Below are 917 nucleotides of genomic sequence, written 5' to 3'. Positions count from 1 at the left end.
CCGTTGGGGCCGATCAGGCCATAGATCTGGCCGCGCTCGATGGTGATGCCCACGCCATTCAAGGCTTGCAGGCCGCCGAAACGCTTGCTGACGTCACGGATCTTGAGCAGTGTCTGACTCATCTTCTTATCTCCTGCTTAGGCTTTGACTTCGCCGGTGGTACCGACTTTGGTATGGTCCACTTCGGGACGGTCTTCATGGCGCGGCGAGGGCCACAGGCCAGCCGGACGGGTCAGCATGATGATCACCATGGCCAGGCCGTAGAGCAGCTGGCGCAGCACTTCGGCATCGATCCACACCTTCCCGAAAATGGCCATCTGCAGCGGCTCCACCACGTGGCGCAGCACTTCGGGCAGCGCCGCCAGGATCACGCCGCCCAGCACCACGCCAGGAATGTGGCCGATGCCGCCCAGCACCACCATGGCCAGCACGGCGATGGATTCGGTCAGGGAGAAGGATTCCGGCGAGACGAAGCCCTGGAAGGCACCGAACATGGCACCGGCCACGCCACCAAACGATGCGCCCATGGCGAAGGCCAGCAGCTTGACGTTGCGGGTGTTGATGCCCATCGCCTTGGCAGCGATCTCGTCTTCACGGATGGCCACCCAGGCACGGCCCAGGCGAGAATCCTGCAGGCGGGACGAGAAGAAGATCACGAAGATGCACAGCACCAGGAACAGGTAGTAGTACGCGTTCACCGAGGGCAGGTTCATGCCGAAGACCTTGACCATCGAACCCGAACCCGGCTCACCAGCCAGCGATACGCCGAACACGCGGATCGGGTCGATCAGGTTGATGCCCTGCGGACCGTTGGTGATGTTTACCGGCGCGTTGAGGTTGTTCATGAAGATGCGGATGATCTCGCCGAAGCCCAGCGTCACGATGGCCAGGTAGTCACCGCGCAGCTTCAGGGTCGG

General features: G+C 62.5%; 1 protein-coding gene and 1 pseudogene. Both read right to left on the bottom strand.

Annotated features, from left to right (window positions below; genetic code table 11):
• Positions 1-122 (bottom strand): annotated as a pseudogene (locus CEJ45_RS25145) (ABC transporter ATP-binding protein); the annotation flags it as partial.
• A gap of 15 nt (positions 123-137) precedes the next feature.
• The coding region (locus CEJ45_RS14280) for a branched-chain amino acid ABC transporter permease (RefSeq protein ID WP_420913297.1) at positions 138-917 on the bottom strand (780 nt) is incomplete at its 5' end.

This window comes from Herbaspirillum aquaticum (genome assembly GCF_002213425.1).
Classification (GTDB): domain Bacteria; phylum Pseudomonadota; class Gammaproteobacteria; order Burkholderiales; family Burkholderiaceae_D; genus Herbaspirillum; species Herbaspirillum aquaticum.
Note: the sequence above shows the minus strand (reverse complement) of the source record. Positions and strands in the feature narration are given on the sequence as shown.